The sequence below is a fragment of the Citrobacter europaeus genome (assembly GCF_037482245.1).
Lineage (GTDB): Bacteria > Pseudomonadota > Gammaproteobacteria > Enterobacterales > Enterobacteriaceae > Citrobacter > Citrobacter europaeus.
In genome coordinates, this window is the sequence record NZ_CP148084.1 from 442,251 (window position 1) to 463,937 (window position 21,687).

The window sequence follows — 21,687 nt, forward strand, 5'->3', positions numbered from 1 at the left end:
TGCCTGGCGGCTGTAGCGCGGTGGTCCCACCTGACCCCATGCCGAACTCAGAAGTGAAACGCCGTAGCGCCGATGGTAGTGTGGGGTCTCCCCATGCGAGAGTAGGGAACTGCCAGGCATCAAATTTAGTGTGCTGATATGGCTCAGTTGGTAGAGCGCACCCTTGGTAAGGGTGAGGTCCCCAGTTCGACTCTGGGTATCAGCACCAGTTTTTCGGTTAAAGTTCGGCACTTAGAAAAGAATTTGTCTGGCGGCTGTAGCGCGGTGGTCCCACCTGACCCCATGCCGAACTCAGAAGTGAAACGCCGTAGCGCCGATGGTAGTGTGGGGTCTCCCCATGCGAGAGTAGGGAACTGCCAGACGTCAAATAAAAGCGAAAGGCTCAGTCGAAAGACTGGGCCTTTTGTTTTATCTGTGGTCTGTCGGTGAGCGCTCTCCTGAGTAGGACAAATCCGCCGGGAGCGGATTTGAACGTTGCGCAGCAACGGCCCGGAGGGTGGCGGGCAGGACGCCCGCCATAAACTGCCAGACATCAAATAAGTGAAAAGGCCATCCGTCAGGATGGCCTTTTCACGTTTATACGTGGGAAAAAGCCGGAACTGTATCCGGCGTGTGGCTTTAATGAATAACCTGCGATAAAAACGCGCGGGTGCGTTCGGATTTGGGGTGAGCAAAAAACTCATCCGGTGGTGCCTGTTCCACAATCTCGCCAAGATCCATAAAGATCACCCGGTCGGCCACTGTGCGGGCAAAGCCCATCTCATGAGTAACACACAACATGGTCATGCCTGATTGCGCCAGACCTATCATGGTATCCAGCACTTCTTTTACCATTTCAGGATCTAACGCTGATGTGGGCTCATCAAACAACATGATTTTGGGTTTCATGCACAGCGAGCGCGCAATGGCTACACGCTGTTGCTGTCCACCAGAGATTTGCCCGGGATATTTATGCGCATGTTCCGCAATGCGAACTCGCTCAAGGTAGTGCATTGCCAGTACCTCAGCCTCTTTTTTCGGCATCTTTTGCACCCAGATTGGCGCCAGCGTGCAATTTTGCAGGACCGTCAAATGAGGAAAGAGATTAAAGTGCTGAAAGACCATGCCAACTTCCTGTCTGACGCGCTCAATATTGCGGATGTCTTCATTGAGTTCTATCCCATCCACCACAATACGTCCTTGCTGATGCTCTTCCAGATGGTTGATACAGCGAATAGTTGTTGATTTACCCGAACCGGAAGGACCGCACAATACGATGCGCTCGCCCTGCTTTACCTTCAGGTTGATGTTTTTCAGGACATGAAACTGTCCGTACCATTTGTTGACGTTTTCCAGCGTAATCATCGCGTCAGTAGACTGCATTAATAATTGACTCATAAATTCCTCAGTGCGGTGTACGCCCGGTGTTAAAACGTTTTTCCAGATGTTGGCTATAACGCGACATGCTGAAACAGAAGATCCAGTAAACCAGAGCGGCGAAAACATATCCTTCCGTCGACATACCCAACCACGCGGGGTCCACAGTGGCCTGCTGCACGCTACTGAAGAGATCAAATAAGCCGATGATGATGACCAGGCTGGTATCCTTGAATAAGGCGATAATCGTGTTAACCAGACCCGGGATAACCAGCTTGAGGGCTTGCGGGAGAATGACCAGCCCTTGTGTTTTCCAGTATCCTAATGCCAGTGATTCAGCGGCTTCATACTGACCTTTAGGTAGGGCCTGTAACCCTCCGCGAACTACTTCTGCGACATAGGCTGACTGGAAAAGAATAACGCCGACCAGCGCTCGGATAAGTTTGTCGATACTGGTCCCTTCGGACATAAACAGAGGAAGCATGACCGAAGACATAAACAGAACGGTAATCAACGGCACACCGCGCCAGAACTCAATAAAAATGACGGATAAAATCCGCACGACTGGCATATGAGAACGACGTCCCAGCGCCAGTAAAATGCCCCACGGAAGCGCGCCCGCAATCCCCACGGATGCGATGATAAGCGTCAGTGTTAATCCACCCCACTGCCGGGTTTCTACGCGCTCCAGCCCGAAAAAACCACCGTACATCAACCACCAAACCACCACTGGATAAACGACGGCCCAGACGGCGATAGAGCGGCCACGATGCGGGATTGTTTTCAAGAACATGGGAACGATAGACAGCAAACCAATTATCAGGGCCAGATTTACGCGCCAGCGCTGATCGTGGGGATAAAGTCCATACATGAATTGCCCAAAGCGTTCATGAATGAACACCCAGCAGGCTCCGGCTTTGGTGCAGTCTGCTCGGGTTGAACCGACCCAGTTGGCCTGAAAGAATACCCAGTTCAACAATGGCGGAAGAAATGACCAAATCAGCCAGACGCACAGCAGTGTGAGTAGGCTGTTTGACCAACTGGAGAACAGGTTTTTACGCATCCAGAGTAGACTGCGACTTGCCGGGTTACTGCTCTGGCGCGAGGGGTGAGACAGCAGTGCTTTTGTCATCATGGCTCCTTAGCGCTCAATCAGTGCAATACGGCGGTTATAAATATTCATCAATAAAGAAATGCTCAGGCTGATGATCAAGTACACCGACATCGTGATGGCGATAGTTTCAATGGCTTGCCCTGTTTGATTAAGTACCGTGCCGGCAAACAGTGAAACCATATCCGGGTAGCCAATGGCGGCCGCAAGTGAGGAGTTTTTGACGATATTCAGATACTGGCTGGTTAATGGAGGAATGATGACGCGCAGCGCCTGCGGGATGATCACCTGACGCAGCGTCACTGGATTTGGCAGACCCAGCGAGCGTGCGGCTTCATGTTGGCCATATGGAACAGCCTGAATTCCCGCCCGAATAATTTCTGCAATAAACGCTGAGGTATACACTGAAAGCGCCAGCGTCAGAGCCGCTAGTTCAGGTATAAGCACCATACCGCCACGGAAATTAAAACCGCGAAGCGCGGGGATATCCCAGTGAAGTGCAGCACCAAACATCCACTGTGCAATCAACGGTAAAAGTACGATCAGTGCCAGAGCCGTAGGCCAGGTCCGGCGTAGTTGACCGGTTTTGGTCTGGTGCATTCTGTTGTAGCGAAATAACCCGATGGTGATGACGATAGCGATAATGACAGCGGCGCAAAAGGCAAAAAAACCTTCTCCCATTTGCGGCGCAGGAATATAGAGCCCCCGGTTGCTCAGGAACATCAAATCCAGCGCGTTAACGGCCTGACGTGGGCCTGGCAGGTTACGTAATACGGCGAAATACCAGAAGAAGATCTGCAGCAGCGGCGGTATATTGCGGAACGTTTCGATGTAGATCGTTGAGAGCTTTCGCAATAACCAGTTATCTGACAGGCGTGCCAGTCCGAGAAAGAAACCGAGAATTGATGCGAAAACAATGCACAGTGCTGAAACTAATAGTGTATTGAGCAGGCCAACGATAAAGACACGGCCATACGTATCGCCTTGCTCGTAATCAATCAGATGCTGGACAATACCAAATCCGGCGCTGCGATCGAGAAAAGAAAATCCCGAGGTAATACCGCTATTGTTCAGGTTATTTATCGTGTTATGAATGAGATACACCGCAATGCTGATAACCGCAATGACGGCGAGTATTTGAAATAACCAGGCGCGGACCGCAGGGTTAGAAAAGGATAACGATCCTTTTACGGTTGAGCGGCGATGGAACATAAGAAAACCTCAGTAACTATGACTCTGGGCTGAGCGCCGCAGTTGCGGCGCCCGTTACATCACTACGCATTAGCGCACCGGTGGCGCATACTGAATGCCGCCGTTATTCCAGAGGTTGTTCTGTCCACGTTTGATCTTCAGTGGGCTTTCCGATCCAACGTTACGCTCAAAGATCTCCGAGTAGTTACCAACCTGCTTGATAATGTTGTAAGCCCATTTGTTATCAAGCTTCAGATCCTTGCCATAATCCCCTTCTTTACCTAACAGGTGTGCCATATCCGGCGTTGCAGGATTAGCCGCTTTTTCATCAACGTTTTTCGAGTTAACGCCCATTTCTTCCGCATTCAACATGGCGAACAGCGTCCAGCGAACAATGGAGAACCACTCATCGTCCCCACGACGCACGACAGGTCCCAGTGGTTCTTTAGAGATAACTTCTGGCAGGACAATCCACTCAGCCGGATTACTCAGCTTGATTCGCAGGGCGTACAGCTGAGACTGGTCGGAAGCCAGCGTGTCGCAGCGTCCAGATTCCAGAGCTTTAGCGGATTCATCCGAGCGGTCAAAAGTGACGGGGGTGTACTTCATGTTGTTGGCTTTAAAGTAGTCAGCCACGTTCAGTTCGGTATCTGTTCCTGCCTGAATACAAACCGTTGCGCCATCCAGCTCTTTAGCGCTCTTCAGACCTGCTTTATTGTGGGTAAGAAAACCAATGCCGTCGTAATACGTCACGCCCGTGAAAGACATACCCATACCGGCATCACGAGAAGAGGTCCATGTGGTATTACGAGAGAGCATGTCGACTTCACCAGATTGTAACGCGGTGAAGCGTTCCTTAGCGGTAAGCGGGGTATATTTTACTTTGCTATCATCGCCAAATACGGCGGAGGCAACGCCACGACATACGTCGACATCAATACCTGAAAACTTACCGCTTGCATCGGCGTAAGAAAAGCCAGGCAACCCGTCACTGATCCCACACTGCACAAAACCTTTTTTCTTTACGGCATCAAGTGTTGCGCCGGCATGAGCCTGATTTGTAACCGCAAGCAGCACGCCGGCCGCAGCCAGGCTGGCTATTATCATCTTTTTCATAGAGCATCCTGTGTGGAGGAATTATTGTTATGGAAACGTTCTTAAAACGTCTTTTACCTGTCTGTGGCGATGGCCATACTCTTTTAAGCAAAGGTAGTGCCAGGTTTTTTGCGCACGATTATTCGACGCAATATGCAGAGTGTAGACAGGAATAAATAAATGCAGCGCCCTGAAGTGGTGCAAAATTGAAACGTAAGCCACATTTCGGCGCAAAAAATTTAAAATTCAAACCGAACGCGTGATAACGATTTCGTACGTTAATATTGATGGCGTGAGAATAATGAAAAGAAAACACGGTGTTACGAAGAACTGAAAAAATGCTAATTTCAAATCGTGGATATGTGAGGGGAATCTATAATAATTTTATTATACGTTGAGTGCTATATACCAACGTTTTGTCTTATATGAAGATTTAATTCTTATTGCAAAAAGCGCGGTACCCACCGCGCTTTTATGAAGATTTATTTGGTCAGGGCAACTATCCCAAGCGTCAGCCCGGCAACGGCTGCTGCGCCACCGGCGATGGCACCGGCTGTTTCCCAGTTATCCTGAGTGGTGCCTTTCATACAGGTATTGGTATGAACCAGGCGTCCCTGATCGTCGTATACAGGTACGCAAGGAGAATCGTGTGCACAGCCGGCCAGCAATGCGGTAAGCAATGCAACGGATATTAATCTTTTCATGGTGTTACCTCAAATATAAGCGTTTCGCTAATCGAGCAAAGACAAACGCTAAGCCATCTGCGAACTCGGGGATTATTTTACCACCTCTTAAAAAAAGACTGACATGAGGAATAATCTCAATTCATGTGGATTGTAAAAATAATGGATAAAAAGAAAGGTGGCGGGCGGGTTTTCAGGAGAGGTTAAAAACAAATAAATAGCTATCTTATTAATAAATAAAGAGGGGCATCATCGGTGAAAAAGGCGTCCGAAGACGCCTTTATTTTACAAATTAATCGTTGTGCCGACTAAAACGCCGTCTGACGACAACGAAGAAGACGGGGACGAAGAAGATTGCCAACAGTGTCGCGGTCAGCATGCCTCCCATTACGCCTGTTCCGACCGCATTTTGCGCACCACTCCCGGCACCGTGGCTGATAACCAGAGGCATAACCCCCAGAATAAACGCCAGAGATGTCATCAGGATTGGACGAAGACGCATGCGTGACGCTTCCAGAGTAGCTTCAATCAAGCCCTTGCCTTCTTTATCCATCAGGTCTTTGGCAAATTCGACGATCAGGATGGCGTTCTTAGCCGAGAGGCCAATAGTAGTTAACAGGCCCACCTGGAAGTAGACGTCGTTATTCATCCCACGTAGCGACGCTGCTAACAGCGCGCCAACCACGCCAAGCGGCACAACCAGCATGACCGAGAAGGGGATCGACCAGCTCTCATACAGTGCTGCAAGGCAAAGGAAAACGACAATTAGCGAGATGGCATACAGCGCTGGCGCCTGGTTACCCGACAGTCGTTCCTGATAGGACATACCCGTCCAGTCATGACCAATACCGTTTGGCAGTTTTTCCGCCAGGCTTTCCATCAGCGCCATTGCTTCACCAGTGCTTCGCCCTGGTGCCGCTTCGCCCAGTATTTCCATGGATGGCATACCGTTGTAACGTTCCAGGCGCGGTGAACCATAAATCCAATGTGATGCACTGAACGCGGAAAACGGAACCATTTCGCCATTGGCGCTGCGGATATACAGATTATTAATGTCCGCTGGCAGCATGCGGTATTTTGCATCCCCCTGGACGTAAACTTTCTTCACGCGGCCACGGTCAATAAAGTCGTTAACGTAATAGCCGCCCAGTGATGCGGAGATAGTTTCGTTGATATCCGACAGCGAAACCCCCAGTGCCTGTGCTTTCTCCTGATCAACATCCAGCTTAAACTGCGGAGTATCTTCAAGTCCGTTAGGACGAACGCGAACCAACAGATCGGGGTGTTTAGCCACCATCCCCAGCAGCTGGTTACGCGCTTGCGTCAACGCCGTATGCCCCAGACCGCCCTGATCGATCAGTTCAAAATCGAAGCCGGTTGCGGTACCCAGTTCAACAATAGCGGGCATATTGAAGGGGAAGACTAACCCATCGCGGATCTGGCTGAACGCGCGTGTAGCGCGAGCAATGACCGCTTCAACACTATTTTCCTCACCGCTACGTTCATCCCAGGGCTTGAGGCTAACGAATGCCAGACCTGAGTTTTGCCCCTGACCGCTGAAGCTAAAACCGTTAACCGTGAAGACGCTTTCGACGTTAGCTTTCTCCTTGGTCAGGTAGTACTGAGTAACCTGATCCAGTACTTTCTGGGTGCGCTCTTGCGTCGCTCCTGCCGGAAGTTGAATCATTGTCATAAACACACCCTGATCCTCCTCTGGCAGGAAGGAGGTCGGCAGGCGCATAAACAGAACCGCCATTCCGATCACGATGATCAGATAGACGACAAGGTAACGCCCGGTTTTACGCACAATACCGCTGACGCTATTGGTATAGTGATTAACGCTGTGATCGAATTTGGCATTAAACCAGCCAAAGAAACCGCTTTTTTTCTCGTGATGCTCAGCCGATACCGGCTTCAACAGCGTTGCACAAAGTGCAGGAGTCAGGATCAGCGCGACCAGTACAGAAAGCGCCATGGCGGAAACGATGGTAATGGAGAACTGCCGATAGATAGCCCCGGTTGAGCCGCCAAAAAAGGCCATGGGGATAAAGACCGCAGACAGCACCATGGCGATACCGACCAGCGCCCCCTGAATTTGTGACATGGACTTTTCCGTCGCCTCTTTAGGCGGCAGATGATCTTCCATCATCACGCGTTCCACGTTCTCCACCACCACTATCGCATCATCGACCAATAGACCGATGGCGAGCACCATCCCGAACATCGTCAGGGTGTTTATCGAGTAGCCAAACGCGGCAAGTACGGCGAATGTGCCCAACAATACGACGGGGACAGCGATGGTTGGAATGAGCGTCGCCCGGATGTTTTGCAGGAACAAATACATGACCAGGAACACCAGTACGATCGCCTCAAACAGCGTTTTTACCACTTCATGAATCGAGATGGTTACAAACGGCGTCGTGTCGTACGGATAGACTACCTTCATTCCCTGAGGGAAGAACGGCTGCAGCTCAACCAGCTTAGCTTTGATGGCGTTAGCGGTATCCAGCGCGTTTGCCCCGGTTGCCAGCTTAATACCGAGGCCGGAAGCAGGCTTACCGTTAATACGCGCCACGACGTTGTAGTTCTCACCACCCAATTCGATCCGTGCAACGTCCTTCAGGTGAACAACTGAACCATCGCTGTTCACACGTAAAGTCACTTTGCCGAACTCTTCAGGGTCCTTCAGTCGCGTTTGCGCAATGATAGAGGCGTTAAGCTGCTGATTTGGTAATGCAGGCGTACCCCCTAATTGACCTGCGGCAATCTGATCGTTCTGCACCTTCAACTGGTTGATCACATCAACCGGCGTGAGCTGGTACTTATTCAACAAGTTTGCATCCAGCCAGATGCGCATGGCGTACTGCGCACCAAACAACTGCACGTCACCTACGCCATTAAGACGGCTGATCGAGTCTTTCACGTTCGAGGCGACGTAGTCGGAAATGTCATCCTGCGTGGTTTGTGGGTTATCAGAAACAAAACCCGCAACCATTAAAAAGCTGCTGCTGGATTTCTCGACGCTAATCCCCTGTTGCTGAACTTCTTGCGGCAGGAGTGGCGTGGCGAGCTGCAGTTTGTTTTGTACCTGAACCTGCGCGATATCGGGGTCGGTACCGGATTGGAAGGTCAGCGTGATGGTCACGCTCCCCGCGGAATCGCTGGTGGAGGACATATACATCAGGTTATCGATACCGTTCATGTTCTGTTCGATAACCTGCGTAACGGTGTCCTGTACCGTCTGTGCATCCGCACCTGGGTAGGTGGCGGAAATGGCGACCGCAGGGGGGGCGATAGTTGGGTATTGCGCCACAGGCAGTTGCATGATTGCCAAAGCGCCCGCCATCATCAGAATGATAGCCAGCACCCAGGCAAAGATAGGACGCCTGATAAAAAAGTTAGCCATGTCCGGTTACCTTATTGGGCTTTCGTGGCAGGGGTTTCGGTATCGGCAGTTGCTTTAACCTGAACGCCAGGGCGTGCTTTTTGTAAGCCGCTCACGATAACTTTGTCACCCGGTTGCAGACCTTCGCTGATGAGCCACTTGTCGCCAATGGCTTGTGCGGCGACGACTGCGCGAGACTCAACCTGACTCTTGTCGTTAACGACCATCACGGTGGCATCGCCGCGAGGCGTGCGCGTCACACCCTGTTGCGGAACGAGAATGGCATTTGGCTGGACGCCTTCATCAATGCGCGCGCGCACAAACATGCCCGGCAGTAGCGTGTGCTGTGGGTTAGGGAATACGGCCCTGAGGGTGATGGATCCGGTGCTTTCATCAACCGTCACGTCAGAAAATTGCAATGAGCCTTTCAGCGGGTACGACTGACCATTTTCCATCACCAGTTCGACGGTACTGCTGGCGCTGTCTTTATGCAGGCTTCCTTGCTCAACGGATTGCTTGAGGCGCATAAAGTCATTACTGGACTGTGTTACGTCGACGTAAATAGGATCAAGCTGTTGCACGGTAGCAAGCTCAGTTGCCTGACCATTCGTGACTAATGCGCCTTCGGTGACGTTAGATTTACCGATACGTCCGCTAATGGGCGATGTCACTTTGGTGTAGGCCAGGTTGATACGTGCGCTTTCGACCGCCGCTTTTGCCGCGATTACGGAGGCATCGGCCTGGCGGGCATCAGCAATCGCCTGATCGTACTCTTGCTGGCTGATGTACTTGGTGCCAACCAGCGGGACATAGCGTTTTACCGTTAAATGCGCGATAGCGGCAGCCGCTTCACTCTTTGCCAGTTCGCCTTTGGCGCTGTCATAGTCCGCCTGGTAAGTCGCGGGATCGATCTGATAAAGCGACTGACCGGCTTCAACATCGCTCCCCTCGGTAAAATTCCGTTTAAGAACAATCCCGCTGACCTGAGGACGGACCTCAGCAATACGAAATGCCGTTGTGCGTCCAGGTAGTTCAGTCGTCACGGCTAAAGGCGCCTTTTCGACGACATGAACAGTCACCTGCGGCTCTGCGGGATGAGCTTGTGTTTCTCCCTGATCGTTACAACCGGCGAGTAATGCTGCGGAGATGATGATGAATGAGGGCAGGAGTGAAAACCTGGCATTTTTCGTCATTTCTATTCCTTAAAAAACCGAACGCTCGTTATTAACCGGGTAACGCAGAGGCGATAACGCGCACAAGAAAAAATAATAGTTGGCTATCCTACAAATTATTAGCTTGCGATGTAAGCAATACTTATTTATAAGCTCAATACACGGCACGTAAAAACAAAAAAAGATTAATCTACTGCCGTTTCATTATGGCGTTAATAGCAATACTATGATGCGCATAAACACATATTGAAATAGATATTGAATTGGTGAATATATTTATGATTGTTATTTGTTTTGTTTATTCGTGTGTAATGTCTGCAATTAACGCGGTTAGACCTCGTTTAAATAAATGCTAAGTGATACATTTGTTCCGTATAGCAAATATTAGATAAGAAAGTTAATCATTCTCTACTCTACCCCAGACAGTCGAAACCATGGCCAGAAAAACGAAAGCTGATGCTCTCAAAACACGACAGCACCTGATAGATACAGCGATTGTGCAGTTTGCCGCGCGCGGCGTTAGCAATACGACGTTAAACGACATTGCGGATGCCGCCAGCGTGACGCGGGGGGCGCTGTATTGGCATTTCGAAAACAAGACGCAACTGTTTAATGAGCTATGGTTACAACAACCTCCATTGCGCGATCTTATTCAGGACCAGCTTATTGGACGTTGGGGGGATAATCCTTTACAGCGACTGCGTGAAAAGTTTGTGGTGGGATTACAATATATTGCGCAGAATCCTCGCCAGCAGGCATTAATGCAGATTTTATATCATAAATGTGAATTCCATAATGATATGATATCAGAGCTGGCTATTCGCGATAAAATAGGTCTCAGTCATCAAAGCATTCGTGACGCTCTGCAGAAGTGCGTGGATGAAAATCTGATTGCCACCAGTCTGGATTTAGATGTCATCATCATTATTTTGCACGGTAGCTTTAGCGGAATAATAAAAAACTGGTTAATGAATCCAGTGAGTTATGATTTGTATGGGCAAGCGCCAGTATTAGTTGATAACGTATTAAAAATGTTAAGCCCGGACGGCTGCGTAATGCAATTAATGCAGAGTGAAAATCAGCCTGGGTAGAGTTGGCCGCCAGGGCCTGACGACTGTCGAAGTACTACCCGTCGTGCTATTCGAGATCGACGCAGTTGACAAGCTTAAGAGGGTTCACTGAATTCATATTCCGACACTTGTCGTGCTCCGTTGTCATCAGCTCTATCCACTGAATGAGCAGCGCATCAAAAAGAAAAACGAAGACCGCAAAAACAACCAGCCACCAATACTTGCGAATCATTACCAAGCCCTGTGTATTCATGCCCAAGCGTGCAGGGAATATACACGAAATCTGTAGGCTGAAAAGCAGACTTACAATGCTTTTACTTTGCTGAAAGATCGCCGTTCTTTGCCGTTAATCGACTCTTTTTAGACAGGTTTTTTGTCTTCCGCTTTTTTACCTTTGCAAGTTCAATCTCTGAAAAATGAGAGCCAATACTCATTCTTCTGAGTCCCATTTTTACGTACTCGGCATTGATTTCAATCCCGACAAACTTGCGGCCTAATTCCACGGCGGTGGCACCGGTGGTGAAACTACCGGCAAACGGATCCAGCACGCTGTCATCTGGGCAGGAGGAAGCCAGAATGATGCGTTCAAGCAGGGCTTTGGGCTTTTGCGTCGGGTGATTTTCATATTCGTCCATCAGATAACGAACGCGTGGAAACTCCCAGACATTGCCCGGCACTTTTTTCTGGTTGTAAGGTTGAGGCGGGTTCTTTCTGTAGTCTATCAGCGCGCGTTGAGCGCCTGTTTTAGCTTCCACCAGAATATCATCACGATTAAACGTGTAGTTTTTCTGATCTTTTACCATCATCAGGATCGGTTCATACATCGACCCAAAGTGCTTTTTAGCCTGTACGCCGGAGCTATCATATGACCACACGATACGGCTCTTGATGGTAAAGATCTGGCGGCATTTGAGGTCGATGTACGGCATGTTCTCCGTACTGTTCATGATGTACATGGTGCCGTGCGGTTTGAGAATGCGGTGGCATTCGTCAATGCACTCAAAGAGCCACGCCAGAAAAGCCTCTTCATCCCAGGATTCCACCATCCCGTCAAAGTCTTTACCGATGTTATAAGGTGGGTCGGCAAAAATGAGATCGATGCTTTCAGACGGCAGCTTTTTCAGTTCGGTCAGCGCATCACCCAGGATTATCTTTTTAGACTCATCGCCAAAATAGACAGGTTCACATCTTGCGTTCATCGCCAAAGCCTCCCGTGTGACGTTAATAAAAAAGGCGCTTCCCCATGCCGAGTAGCGCCTTTTAAAACAAACATTTCGCTGATTAGTATCAGTTCATGCCGTATTTTTTCAGTTTTTTACGCAGCGTACCACGGTTGATGCCCATCATCAGGGCAGCACGGGTCTGGTTACCGCGGGTGTATTGCATCACCATGTCCAACAGGGGCTGTTCTACTTCAGCCAGTACCAGCTCATAGAGATCGTTAACATCCTGACCATTCAATTGAGCAAAATAGTTCTTCAGTGCCTGTTTAACCGAGTCACGCAGGGGCTTTTGAGTTACCTGGTCCTGAGAGTTAACGGTAGAAACGGTCAGTACGTCAGAATTTACGCGTTGTTCGAACATAGTTCTGTCAGCTCTTTATTTCTGTTTACGCAAAATTTTCGAAGTATGCCTCCAACGCCGCCAGCTGTTCGCTGGAATCTTCAATGGCGTTGAATGTGCGCCGAAACTGGTCATCCGGAGCGTGTTCCTGGAGATACCAGGATACGTGTTTACGCGCAATTCGGTACCCTTTTGCCTGACCGTAAAAGTCGTGCAGTTCCCGAATGTGCGCACAAAGCAAGCGCTTCACCTCTGCCAGAGGCAGCGGGGGCAGCAGCTCCCCAGTGTCCAGATAATGCTGGATTTCCCGAAAGATCCAGGGTCTTCCCTGAGCTGCACGTCCTATCATCAGGGCATCCGCCCCCGTATAGTCGAGTACAGCTCTGGCTTTATGCGGGTCAGTAATGTCGCCATTCGCGATAATCGGAATGGAAACTTTCTGCTTAACTGCCCGAATACTGTCGTACTCAGCATCTCCATTGAACAAACAGGCGCGGGTGCGTCCATGAATGGTCAGAGCCTGAATGCCACAGTCTTCAGCCAGTTGGGCAATCTCTACGCAGTTACGGTGTTCCGGAGCCCAGCCGGTGCGAATCTTGAGTGTGACAGGAACGTCCACTGCATTGACGACCTCGGTTAGTATTGATTTCACTAAGTCCGGGTGCTGCAAGAGGGCTGAACCTGCGAGCTTACGATTCACTTTTTTAGCCGGACACCCCATATTGATATCAATAATCTGGGCGCCGCTTTCCACGTTAATACGTGCGGCATCGGCCATCTCAACAGGGTCGCTACCGGCAATTTGCACCGTGCGAATTCCTGGCTCATCAACGTGCACCATCCGTAAACGAGACTTGTCACTTTCCCAAACCTGCGGGTTAGAAGACATCATCTCGGATACCGTCAATCCGGCTCCCATCTCATAGCACAGCGTCCTGAATGGTCTGTCAGTGATGCCAGCCATAGGTGCTGCGATCAGGCGATTTCTGAGCTGATATTGTCCGATGCGCATGAGTTAAGAAATGACCATACTGTGACTGCAAGGCGGCGTATATTACGCATTTTTCGCACGAGATGAAAGGCCAAACTTTGACCAATCCACTGAGGTGGATCAATGAATTGCTGGTTAAGTACACAGTTTCAAATTAAAATCTTTAATAATCATTTGGATACGATATTGTGCTAATTTTTCATCCGTTTATAAATTCCAAAAACTTCTCTTTTTTTATTACGGCCAGACTCAACATATCAGGATAAAAAGCTGTTTTTGTGAGCAAATAGTGACTTTGTAATGCGATCTCGCTCCCATTTCCGCAAATCCTTTTGCGAAAAAAAGAGCGATTATTGCGTTACCAACGGTAACGAGAAGGGATTATTTTTTCTGACCGGTGATGCGGCACCATTCTTCTTTCTCGATAACCGGATCGAGCGTAAAGAGATCGGCATAGGCTTCGCAAACGCTTTCCGCCTGGCTGGCAAGAATACCAGAAAGCCCCAGTAAACCGCCCTCAACGGGCAGTACGCTGATTAGCGGCGCCAGCTCACGTAATGGGCCGGCAAGAATGTTAGCGACCACCACGTCGGCTTTCATCGCTTCTGGCTGGTCTTTTGGCAGGTACAACTCCAGACGCTCGGAAACGCCATTGCGCTCGGCGTTATCCCGGCTGGCCTGAATCGCTTGCGGATCGATATCCACGCCGATAGCTTTCGCCGCACCCAGCTTCAGCGCCGCAATGGCAAGAATGCCGGAGCCACAGCCAAAGTCGATAACCGTTTTGCCGTTGAGATCGAGACCGTCCAGCCATTGCAGGCACAGAGAGGTGGTAGGGTGAGTACCTGTGCCAAATGCCAGACCCGGATCCAGCATCACGTTGACGGCATTCTCATCCGGGACATCGCGCCAGCTCGGGCAAATCCACAGACGTTCGCCAAAGCGCATCGGGTGGAAGTTATCCATCCATTCGCGTTCCCAGTCTTTGTCTTCGAGCTGTTCGATTTTATGCGCGAAGCCTTCGCCCAACAGCGGATGTTGCTCCAGGATGGCAACCACTTCTTTCATGTCGGTTTCTGCATCGAACAAGCCGATCACATCGGTATCTCCCCACAGGCGAGTCTCGCCCGGCAGAGGTTCAAACACCGGCGTATCATGCGTATCCTGGAAAGTAATGGAAACGGAGCCCGCTTCCATCAGCGCATCGCTCAACTCTTCAGCGTTGGCGCCGGTCGTGTTCAGTTTCAGTTGGATCCATGGCATGGCAAAACTCTTTATTTATCAGTAGTCAATATGGCGGCTTGCGGGACGGCGGAACCGAAACGGTTGCCAATCAAGAAAGCCAGCAAACTTATCAGTAACGAGGGCACAATCGGGTGGAAGCCCAGGTACTGAACGTTAAAGGTAGCGAGGACGGCATAAAGTACGCCGCCGACAATCATCGCGCTCAATGCGCCAGCCGCGTTTGCCCGCTCCCAGTACAGGCCCAGCACCAGCGGCCACAGGAAAACGGCTTCCAGCCCGCCAAACGCCAGCAGGTTAAGCCAGATAATCATCTCTGGCGGTTTCCAGGCGGCCAGCAGCAGTAATGCGCCGAGCAGCAGGGTAATGACTGCCGACATACGCTTCAGCCGGGTTTCGTTTTTCAGCTGTTCCGGACGAAGGTTCAGGTACAAATCCTTAATGATCGTAGCGGAACTTTGCAGCAATTGGGCATTGATCGTCGACATGATCGCGGCCATCGGGGCCGCGAGGAAGATCCCGGCAGCTATCGGCGGCAACACTTTGACCATCAGCGTAGGGATAACCAGATCCGGTACCGTGAGGTCAGGGATCACCGCACGCCCCAACGCCCCCGCCAGATGCATACCAAACATCAGGATCGCCACCACGATGGTGCCGATGATAATGCCGCGGTGCACTGCTTTACTGTCTTTATAAGAGATGCAGCGTACCGCCGTGTGCGGCAGGCCAATGACGCCAAAGCACACCAGTACCCAGAATGAGGTCATGAAAGTGGGTGACAGAATGTCATCAGCGCCCTGCGGCGAAACCAGTTTAGGATCGATGGTTTGCAGAGTTACTACCGCGTTGCTGAGGCCTCCGGCAGCGTGAACGACACCGACCAGCAAAACGATAGTACCAATCAGCATCACCATGCCCTGCATGGTGTCGTTCAGTACGCTGGCGCGAAAACCGCCGAATGCCGTATATAAAGCGATACTGACGCCAAAAATCAGCAGACCCGTTTCGTAAGGGATACCCGCAGCGGTTTCCAGCAAACGTGCGCCGCCAATAAACTGTACGGTCATCGCCCCGACAAACGCGACCAGTAAGCTGAGGCTCGCCAGCCACACCAGCAGGCGGCTCTGGTAGCGCGCAAACAGCATATCGTTGAGGGTAACGGCATTATAGCGGCGCGCCAGAATGGCGAACTTCTTACCAAGAATCCCCAAAGAGAGCCATACCGCAGGCAACTGGATCATCGCCAGCAGTACCCATCCCAGCCCGTATTTGTAAGCGGCGCCAGGACCACCAATAAATGAGCTGGCGCTAATATAGGTTGCCGTTAGCGTCATGGCTAACACGACCCCGCCCATGGAGCGGCTGCCGAGGAAATATTCATTCAGGAAAGTACCGGTCACTCTCTTACGCATGGCGTAAACAGAAAGACCGAAGACCACCAGTAGGTAGGCGACCAGCGGCAAAATAACTTCAAGCTGCATCGTCATCCTCCAATGGAATGTCGCGATAGATAAACTTCACCATCGCCCAGCACAGTAAGATGAAAACCAGTGGCGTTAGCAGACAGGCCATTTCAAACCAGTGCGGTAAGCCGGTAAAGCCGAGCGTGGAATCTGGTAAGTAAGCGGCCACTAACCATGTGGCAAGATATAAAAGGGTCAGCCACAGCGCCCAGCGCGCCTCTTTATGGGCCTGAACAAAACGAGCGTCCATTTTTTGTCCCTTGTGGATAAAGAAAGCGGGGATTGTACCTTATGGCACGTGCGGGAGGGGAGAAAAACAAAAGGCCGGAATTTCCGGCCTTTTCGGTTAACGCACGCTTACTTTTCCTGAAGTCCGAGTTTTTTCTCCAGATAGTGGATATTGGTTCCACCGTGCTGGAAATGCTCGTCATTCATGATGCGGATCTGCAGATCAACGTTGGTTTTGATACCGTCGATGATCAGTTCCTGCAATGCGTTTTTCATACGGGCGATCGCTACGTCGCGGTTTTCGCCATAGCAGATCAGCTTACCGATCATTGAGTCATAGTACGGAGGTACAGTGTAGCCTGCGTAAATATGGGACTCCCAACGCACACCAAAGCCACCCGGCGCGTGGAAACGCGTGATTTTGCCCGGGCTTGGCAGGAAGGTGTTCGGGTCTTCGGCGTTGATACGGCATTCTACCGCATGGCCTTTAACCACAACTTCGTCCTGCTTGATGGACAGCGGTTGTCCCGCTGCGATGCGCAGTTGCTCTTTGATCAGGTCAACGCCGGTGATCATTTCGGTTACCGGGTGTTCAACCTGAATACGGGTGTTCATCTCAATGAAGTAGAACTCGCCGTTTTCAAACAGGAACTCAAAAGTACCCGCCCCGCGATAGCCGATATCAACGCATGCTTTGGCGCAACGCTCGCCGATGTAGCGACGCAGTTCCGGTGTAATGCCCGGCGCTGGTGCTTCTTCGACGACTTTCTGGTGACGACGCTGCATGGAGCAGTCACGTTCTGCCAGATAAATCGCGTTACCCTGACCGTCTGCCAGCACCTGAATTTCGATGTGGCGTGGGTTTTCCAGGTACTTCTCCATGTAGACCATGTCGTTGTTGAAAGCCGCTTTCGCTTCCGCTTTGGTCATGGAGATGGATTGCGCCAGCTCGGCATCGCTGCGCACGACGCGCATACCGCGACCGCCGCCGCCGCCGGAGGCTTTGATGATAACCGGGTAGCCGATGCGTTTAGCATGAGCGCGGTTAGCGTCCATGTCATCGCCCAGCGGGCCGTCAGAGCCAGGGACTGTCGGTACGCCAGCTTTCTTCATCGCGGTGATTGCGGACACTTTGTCGCCCATCAGGCGGATAGTGTCGGCTTTCGGGCCGATGAAGATAAAGCCGGAACGCTCTACCTGCTCAGCAAAGTTGGCGTTCTCAGAAAGGAAGCCATAGCCCGGGTGAATTGCCACCGCGCCGGTGATTTCAGCAGCGCTAATGATAGCCGGGATGTTCAGATAGCTTTTTACGGACTGAGCCGGGCCAATACAAACCGTCTCATCCGCCAGCAATACGTGTTTTAAATCGCGATCCGCGCTTGAGTGCACCGCGACAGTCTTGATGCCCAGTTCTTTACAGGCACGAAGAATACGCAGGGCAATCTCACCACGGTTGGCGATAACAATTTTATCCAACATGTTCGCCTCGTTATTCGATGACGACCAGCGGCTCGTCAAATTCTACCGGTTGACCGCTTTCTACCAGAATCGCTTTAACGACACCGGATTTGTCGGCTTCGATCTGGTTCATCATTTTCATGGCTTCAACGATGCACAGGGTATCGCCCGCATTCACTTTCTGGCCGATTTCGATGAACGCTTTCGCATCCGGGCTCGGGGTGCGGTAGAACGTACCAACCATTGGGGAGCGTACGATGTGACCACTGATTTCCGCTGCTGCCGGAGCTTCCATACTTGGAGAGGCAGTTTGTGCGACAGCGTTAGACAGAGCTGGCTGCTGCATCACTGGTGCAGCATAAGCCTGTTGCATCATTGGAAAACTTGCAGCTGGCGCCGCACGGCTGATGCGTACAGATTCTTCGCCTTCAGAAATTTCCAGTTCGGAGATGCCTGATTCTTCAACCAGCTCGATCAGTTTTTTAATCTTACGAATATCCATGAGTGGGTTCCGTACTCTTTGTTTAGTGAGATTGTGACAAGCGTTTTACCGCCGTCTGTATAGCATTTTTATAACAGTGAGTGACAAGATGCCACGCATCTCAGGCGTTGCACTGGGTGCGGTTGCCATTAAGTGAGATTGCCAGACTTGTTAGTCATTGTGCGGCTATCTTCTGCCATTTTCGGGTAAAAGACAAAATATACCTTCAACATGCGAATGTCACCCTTTCCGCGCTCTAAAAACGCTACCGGGGATAGCAAAGTCGCACATTATAACTATTTCGTAGCAATTGGCAGCTAAATACTGGTCTTATCAGGGAAGATAATCAACCGTTAACATGTAAAGAAAATCGGATCGTCCGCATTTTGCAACGTACTGCACATATCGTGAAACTACCGCCACCACTGGCGAAACTTCTTGTATCGGCAGGCTAACAGCACCGCAGCGAGTGCGGCATAAATGATCGGTTGCGGGGAGATAATTTTTACCGACCACAGATAATGTATGGGTGCCAGGATCGCCACAAGATAGACGAAGTTGTGCAGATACTGCCAATTTTTACCCAGCTTTCGCTGCGCCAACTGCGTGGATGTTAATGTGAGGGCGAATAATATGACCCAACTGACAATGCCCAGCATCAAATAAGGTCGTGTGATTAATTCGCGTCCTAACAGCGCCAGATTATTAATACCCAGTTCCAGAAGCGCGTAGCTGGTTAAATGCAGCGTTGCCCAGGCGAAACACCATAGCCCTAACAGGCGACGCGTGCGTATCAATAATGGCTGTTTAGCGTAGCGCGCAAGAGGAGAGACCAGCAAGGTCGCCAGTAAGAATTTCAGAGCTGTCCTACCGGTAAAGTGCTGGATATCTTTGATCGGGTCGGCGCTCAGGCCGCCGTTATTTACCGCCCAAAATAGCCAGACAAACGGCAAAAAGCCGGCAAGATGCAGGCAAACTTTCAGCCCGGTAATGTGTTTCGCAGTCAGACGCACCTAAAAATTCTCCTGCAGGTTAAGACCACGGTACAGTGATGCAACCTCATCGGCGTAACCGTTAAACAGCAGCGTGGGTTGGCGTTGAACGTCCAGAATACCGCCAGCGCCAATGAAACGCTCGGTGGCCTGGGACCAACGGGGGTGATCGACATGCGGATTCACGTTGGCATAAAACCCATATTCATTGGGGGCGGCCAGGTTCCAGGTGGTCGGCGGGCGTTCGCGGGTGAGTTTGATACTCACAATCGACTTAATGCCTTTAAATCCGTATTTCCACGGCACAATTAAACGAATGGGCGCGCCATTTTGTGGCGGGAGGGCTTTTCCATAAACCCCCACGGTAAGCAACGTGAGTGGATGCATCGCTTCGTCCAGACGCAGGCCTTCAACATAGGGATACTTCAGCCCGCCGCCAATAAAACGATCCTTTTGTCCTGGCATCTCATCCGGCGCGTAGCGCGTTTCGAACGCGACATACTTTGCGTTGCTGGTGGGTTCAACCTGTGCCAGCAGTTTATATAACGGAAAGCCAATCCACGGCACAACCATTGACCAGGCTTCCACACAACGCATCCGGTAAATCCGTTCTTCCAGCGGGAAACGGGCGGTCAGCGCATCGTGATCGAGGGTGAGTGGTTTTGCCACTTCGCCACTGATTTGCAACGTCCACGGATCGGTTTTCAGGCTACCTGCGTTGGCTGCCGGATCTGCCTTATCGAGACCGAACTCATAGAAGTTGTTGTAGCCAGAAACTTTATCCGCTGGCGTTAAAGGAAGCGAATTTTGCCAGGCGGCGGGTTTACTGAAATCAAGTGGCTTACCTGCGGGCGCGGGTGGGCGGTCGTTCCCTTTAAACCAGCTAAGAAGGTCAGCCTGCGCAGAGTGGGGCAAGGACAATGCGGCAGCGCTGATCCCTAATGCTTTCAGTACCTGGCGACGCTGCATAAAAAAAGCCGACTCGTCAGTGACGTCGGCTTCTGTAAATGGACGTAGTTTCTTCATAACAGACTCCCGGCTTACGCGTCATAACTGACAGGGGACGCGTAGTTAATATGGCAGGGAGTCTGGAAATATGCCGCGAAATTTCGTTAATTAAGTGTAAATATCTGCGCCAGCGCCTGTTACTTCACCTTCACCAGCGTACGGCCTTGCACCTGGTTATTGATGATGGCATCGGCGAACTTCGGCGCATCCGCCAGCGTAATCTCCGTGGCGGCCTGAGCATAGAAAGATTCCGGCAGATCCTTAACCAGACGCGCCCAGGCCTCTGCCCGGCGTGCTGGCGGGGTCATCACCGAGTCCACTCCTTGCAAACGAACGTTACGCAGAATGAATGGCATCACCGTGGTTGGCAGAGCGAAACCGCCAGCCAGGCCGCAGGCGGCAACGCAGCCGCCGTAGTTCATCTGCGCCAGAACTTTTGCCAGAACTTTGTCGCCAACGGTATCAACCGCGCCAGCCCACAGCTGTTTTTCCAGCGGGCGTGATTCTGCAAACTCATCGCGACCAAGAATACGGCTGGCGCCCAGGCTCTTCAGGTAGTCGTGGGTACTTTCACGGCCCGAAACCGCCGCAACCTGATAACCCAGCTTATGCAGTAACGCAACGGCTGTGCTGCCCACGCCGCCGCTGGCGCCGGTGACGACAATTTCACCGTCTTGCGGGCGAATACCTGCATCCTCAAGCGCCATTACGCACAGCATAGCGGTAAAGCCGGCGGTGCCGATGACCATGGCTTTACGCCCATCCAGTCCTTTTGGCAGGGCAACCAGCCAGTCGCCTTTCACGCGTGCGCGTTCTGCCAGTCCACCCCAATGATTTTCACCCACGCCCCAACCGGTCAGTAACACTTCCTGACCCGCATGAAAACGGGGATCTTCGCTTGCACGCACGGTACCGGCGAAATCGATACCAGGAATCATCGGAAAATTACGAATGATTTTACCCTTGCCAGTGATAGCCAGAGCGTCTTTATAGTTCAGGCTCGACCAGTGGACATCCACCGTCACATCGCCTTCAGGTAGCTGATTTTCGTCGAGGGGTTGAACGGATGCGAGGGTTTTTCCGTCCTGCTGTTCTAAGATCAAAGCCTGCATAACCTGTCCTCAATTCGTATAGTGGATTGGAAAATTATTAATGAAGACTATACTCGCTAATCAAAACATGATGCCGATTCTGC

General features: G+C 51.1%; 20 protein-coding genes, 1 tRNA gene and 2 rRNA genes. 4 read left to right on the forward strand and 19 right to left on the reverse strand.

The window, feature by feature from the left end:
• Positions 1 to 2 precede the first annotated feature (2 nt).
• From rrf (WHR59_RS02170) to rrf (WHR59_RS02180), 3 genes are all read left to right on the forward strand, one after another.
• Positions 3 to 118, forward strand: a 5S ribosomal RNA gene (rrf, locus tag WHR59_RS02170).
• A 14-nt stretch (positions 119 to 132) separates the two neighbouring features.
• A tRNA-Thr gene (locus WHR59_RS02175) sits at positions 133 to 208 on the forward strand.
• A 38-nt stretch (positions 209 to 246) separates the two neighbouring features.
• A 5S ribosomal RNA gene (gene rrf, locus WHR59_RS02180) occupies positions 247 to 362 on the forward strand.
• A 256-nt stretch (positions 363 to 618) separates the two neighbouring features.
• On the opposite strand, the gene WHR59_RS02185 is transcribed toward rrf (WHR59_RS02180), so the two are convergent.
• From WHR59_RS02185 to WHR59_RS02215, 7 genes are all read right to left on the reverse strand, one after another.
• Positions 619 to 1,377, reverse strand: a complete 759-nt coding sequence (locus WHR59_RS02185) for an amino acid ABC transporter ATP-binding protein (RefSeq protein WP_047408260.1) — start codon at positions 1,375 to 1,377, stop codon at positions 619 to 621.
• A 7-nt stretch (positions 1,378 to 1,384) separates the two neighbouring features.
• A complete protein-coding gene (locus WHR59_RS02190; protein ID WP_338844051.1) occupies positions 1,385 to 2,488 on the reverse strand; it encodes an amino acid ABC transporter permease in 1,104 nt (367 codons plus the stop codon).
• A gap of 9 nt (positions 2,489 to 2,497) precedes the next feature.
• Positions 2,498 to 3,679 carry an amino acid ABC transporter permease gene (locus WHR59_RS02195; RefSeq protein WP_075145560.1) on the reverse strand — a complete coding sequence of 394 codons (1,182 nt, stop codon included), beginning with the start codon at positions 3,677 to 3,679 and terminating at the stop codon, positions 2,498 to 2,500.
• A gap of 69 nt (positions 3,680 to 3,748) precedes the next feature.
• Positions 3,749 to 4,774 (reverse strand): amino acid ABC transporter substrate-binding protein, encoded by a 1,026-nt coding sequence (locus tag WHR59_RS02200; RefSeq protein ID WP_047408269.1) that lies wholly within the window; start codon positions 4,772 to 4,774, stop codon positions 3,749 to 3,751.
• A 461-nt stretch (positions 4,775 to 5,235) separates the two neighbouring features.
• Positions 5,236 to 5,457, reverse strand: coding sequence for a lipoprotein (locus WHR59_RS02205; protein WP_043017839.1), 222 nt, complete (start codon positions 5,455 to 5,457; stop codon positions 5,236 to 5,238).
• Between the two features lie 271 nt (positions 5,458 to 5,728).
• Positions 5,729 to 8,842, reverse strand: coding sequence for an efflux RND transporter permease subunit (locus WHR59_RS02210; protein ID WP_105179654.1), 3,114 nt, complete (start codon positions 8,840 to 8,842; stop codon positions 5,729 to 5,731).
• An 11-nt stretch (positions 8,843 to 8,853) separates the two neighbouring features.
• Positions 8,854 to 10,014, reverse strand: coding sequence for an efflux RND transporter periplasmic adaptor subunit (locus WHR59_RS02215; RefSeq protein ID WP_043017837.1), 1,161 nt, complete (start codon positions 10,012 to 10,014; stop codon positions 8,854 to 8,856).
• 413 nt (positions 10,015 to 10,427) lie between these two features.
• On the opposite strand from WHR59_RS02215, the gene envR reads away from it, so the two are divergent.
• The gene (gene envR, locus WHR59_RS02220) at positions 10,428 to 11,084 is read left to right on the forward strand and encodes an acrEF/envCD operon transcriptional regulator (protein ID WP_075145562.1); all 657 of its coding nucleotides are present in this window, start codon (positions 10,428 to 10,430) and stop codon (positions 11,082 to 11,084) included.
• Between the two features lie 46 nt (positions 11,085 to 11,130).
• On the opposite strand, the gene WHR59_RS02225 is transcribed toward envR, so the two are convergent.
• From WHR59_RS02225 to WHR59_RS02280, 12 genes are all read right to left on the reverse strand, one after another.
• On the reverse strand, positions 11,131 to 11,295 hold the full coding sequence (locus WHR59_RS02225; RefSeq protein ID WP_003025279.1) for a DUF2556 family protein: 165 nt from the start codon (positions 11,293 to 11,295) through the stop codon (positions 11,131 to 11,133).
• An 82-nt stretch (positions 11,296 to 11,377) separates the two neighbouring features.
• Positions 11,378 to 12,262 (reverse strand): adenine-specific DNA-methyltransferase, encoded by an 885-nt coding sequence (gene yhdJ, locus WHR59_RS02230; RefSeq protein WP_043017834.1) that lies wholly within the window; start codon positions 12,260 to 12,262, stop codon positions 11,378 to 11,380.
• Between the two features lie 88 nt (positions 12,263 to 12,350).
• Positions 12,351 to 12,647, reverse strand: coding sequence for a DNA-binding transcriptional regulator Fis (gene fis, locus WHR59_RS02235; protein WP_000462905.1), 297 nt, complete (start codon positions 12,645 to 12,647; stop codon positions 12,351 to 12,353).
• Between the two features lie 25 nt (positions 12,648 to 12,672).
• On the reverse strand, positions 12,673 to 13,638 hold the full coding sequence (gene dusB / locus WHR59_RS02240) for a tRNA dihydrouridine synthase DusB (RefSeq protein WP_043017833.1): 966 nt from the start codon (positions 13,636 to 13,638) through the stop codon (positions 12,673 to 12,675).
• Positions 13,639 to 13,998: 360 nt separating this feature from the next.
• Entirely contained in the window at positions 13,999 to 14,880 is an 882-nt protein-coding gene (prmA, locus tag WHR59_RS02245) for a 50S ribosomal protein L11 methyltransferase (RefSeq protein ID WP_043017832.1), read from the reverse strand.
• An 11-nt stretch (positions 14,881 to 14,891) separates the two neighbouring features.
• Complete coding sequence (gene panF, locus WHR59_RS02250) at positions 14,892 to 16,343, reverse strand: sodium/pantothenate symporter (RefSeq protein ID WP_047408282.1); 1,452 nt, start codon at positions 16,341 to 16,343, stop codon at positions 14,892 to 14,894.
• Entirely contained in the window at positions 16,333 to 16,575 is a 243-nt protein-coding gene (locus WHR59_RS02255; protein ID WP_087052973.1) for a YhdT family protein, read from the reverse strand. Before WHR59_RS02255 ends, panF begins: the two co-directional genes overlap by 11 nt.
• 107 nt (positions 16,576 to 16,682) lie before the next feature.
• Positions 16,683 to 18,032 carry an acetyl-CoA carboxylase biotin carboxylase subunit gene (accC, locus tag WHR59_RS02260; protein WP_043017829.1) on the reverse strand — a complete coding sequence of 450 codons (1,350 nt, stop codon included), beginning with the start codon at positions 18,030 to 18,032 and terminating at the stop codon, positions 16,683 to 16,685.
• Positions 18,033 to 18,042: 10 nt separating this feature from the next.
• On the reverse strand, positions 18,043 to 18,513 hold the full coding sequence (gene accB, locus WHR59_RS02265; protein WP_003025210.1) for an acetyl-CoA carboxylase biotin carboxyl carrier protein: 471 nt from the start codon (positions 18,511 to 18,513) through the stop codon (positions 18,043 to 18,045).
• A 392-nt stretch (positions 18,514 to 18,905) separates the two neighbouring features.
• The gene (gene msrQ / locus WHR59_RS02270; RefSeq protein ID WP_286518686.1) at positions 18,906 to 19,505 is read right to left on the reverse strand and encodes a protein-methionine-sulfoxide reductase heme-binding subunit MsrQ; all 600 of its coding nucleotides are present in this window, start codon (positions 19,503 to 19,505) and stop codon (positions 18,906 to 18,908) included.
• Complete coding sequence (gene msrP, locus WHR59_RS02275; RefSeq protein ID WP_043017827.1) at positions 19,506 to 20,510, reverse strand: protein-methionine-sulfoxide reductase catalytic subunit MsrP; 1,005 nt, start codon at positions 20,508 to 20,510, stop codon at positions 19,506 to 19,508.
• Between the two features lie 119 nt (positions 20,511 to 20,629).
• Positions 20,630 to 21,604: an MDR family oxidoreductase gene (locus WHR59_RS02280; protein WP_043017826.1), complete on the reverse strand. Its 975-nt coding sequence runs from the start codon at positions 21,602 to 21,604 to the stop codon at positions 20,630 to 20,632.
• Positions 21,605 to 21,687: the final 83 nt, after the last annotated feature.